Genomic DNA, 1679 nt, shown 5'->3' with positions numbered 1-1679 from the left:
GGACCGAGGCGCTGTTGCAGGAGCGGGGAGGGCATTCATGAACCAGAGCTTCTTCAAGGAGATCCTGGAGCAGGAAATCCACTCCGTGTTCCTGAACCCCGCCGAATTCGGGGAATCCGTCACGCTTGAAGGCAGAACGCTCGACGCCGTGGTGGACAGGCCGGAAATGGCATGGCCCGAAGCGGACGACAGGCCCGGCGTTTCCCACAGGCTTGTGGTGCTGCTCGTGGCCCTGTCCGACTTCCCGGACGAGCTGTACCCCGGCACGAGCGTGACGTTCAACGGGGAACGCTGGTTCGTGGCCACAGCCGACCGCGAAGCGCTGCGGACCATCCGGCTGTACAGGGAGGCGGCATGATCCGGCTCGACATCCCCAACATGGACGAGACGATCCGGGCGCTCACGGCCTCGCTCCAGCACATGCCGAAGGAGTGCGAGAGCGCCGTTTCACGGGCCATCAACCGCACGTTGAACGCCATGCGTGCCGAGGCGATCCGCATTGCGCGGCGGGCCTATGTCTACGTGCCTCCGGGAAGGCTCTTCGACCAGCTCTACTTGAAGAAGGCGCAAAGGGGCACAACGAAGGCTTGCCTCTACATTTCCGGGCGGCGCGGCATCTCCCAGTACCACTTCCGCCCCGAGCCGAAGTTCCCCGGAACCAAGCCCCCGGCGGGCGTTTCGGCGCAGATCCGGCAAGGCGGTACGCGGAAGGTCTATCAGGAACCCGGCTACTCGAAGCCCTTCATCATGAAGAAGCTGCGGGGGATCGATTTCGGCGGCTACGGCGTGTTCATGCGCAAGAAAGGCGTGAACAACTTCCACAAAAAAGGCCGCAAGGGGGCGGAAGGGCTTGTCTGGAAAGGGGTGAAAATGCTGTTCGGCGCGTCGCCCATCCAGTCGTTGCTCAAGAAGGAAAACCAGCAGCAGATCGTGGACAAGGCGTCCGAGGTTTTTCCCCGCCGTCTGCAACACGAGGTCAACTTTCAGATCGGCAAACTGGCCGCATCGGGAAAAATACGATGAGAAGCAGAGAGTTATTGTTGGCGGTCAAGGAAATGCTGACCGAGGCCATGAAAGAGTACCCTTTCCCCGCTCCTGACGGTTCCTGTGAAGACCTTCAAGTGTTCCTTCACGGTTTGCCCGACGAGCAGGGGAGAAGGACGTACCCGTTCATCTGCGTCCGGTGGGTCAGCGGCGACATCAACGAAGGCGTGGATGGCTACATCGGTGCGGAAGGCCGGGAAACGCTGGCGCTGGTGCTCGGCATGTACGCGCCGGAGAGCCAGGAGCAGGCCGGCCTGATCCTCGCGGAACTGCTCGACTGGACGCGGGCCGTCCTGCGCCGGAATCGGGTTGTCGCCAAGAAGTTCCAGTTGGAGCTTCCCCTCAAAGCGTCCATCCCCGACCCTGAAAAACAGTGGATGGAGTACCATATGGCGACTGTTTTCCCGGAATACCAGTATATTATCCCGTCCACCCCGTTGGGCGGCACTTTGAAGGAACACACCTATGAGTGAACAGGAATCCCCCAAAACAGCCCGGAAATCGCCTGCGAGGGCCGAAAGCCCGTCCCCGGAGCTGCTGGCCCGCCGGAAGCAGGCGTTGACCGTATATGTCGGCCCGGACAGGCCGTTCGGCCTTCCCCTGCGGACCAGCGCCGTCCTGCGTGGCGAACCGTT

General features: G+C 61.9%; 3 protein-coding genes. All 3 read left to right on the top strand.

The window, feature by feature from the left end; genetic code table 11:
* Positions 1-358: head-tail joining protein (locus T370_RS0121825; protein WP_248604304.1), on the top strand; the 358-nt coding region annotated here is incomplete at its 5' end.
* Positions 355-1023, top strand: coding sequence for a hypothetical protein (locus T370_RS0121820; protein WP_029437007.1), 669 nt, complete (start codon positions 355-357; stop codon positions 1021-1023). The genes T370_RS0121825 and T370_RS0121820, both read left to right, overlap by 4 nt.
* Positions 1020-1517, top strand: coding sequence for a hypothetical protein (locus T370_RS0121815; protein WP_005026902.1), 498 nt, complete (start codon positions 1020-1022; stop codon positions 1515-1517). The genes T370_RS0121820 and T370_RS0121815 overlap by 4 nt, the downstream gene beginning before the upstream one ends.
* The last annotated feature ends 162 nt before the right edge of the window (positions 1518-1679 follow it).

Origin of the sequence: Bilophila wadsworthia ATCC 49260, assembly GCF_000701705.1 — a bacterium.
GTDB classification, from domain to species: Bacteria; Desulfobacterota; Desulfovibrionia; order Desulfovibrionales; family Desulfovibrionaceae; genus Bilophila; species Bilophila wadsworthia.
The sequence above is the reverse complement of the archived record's forward strand: the minus strand, read 5'-3'. Positions and strand labels throughout refer to the sequence as shown.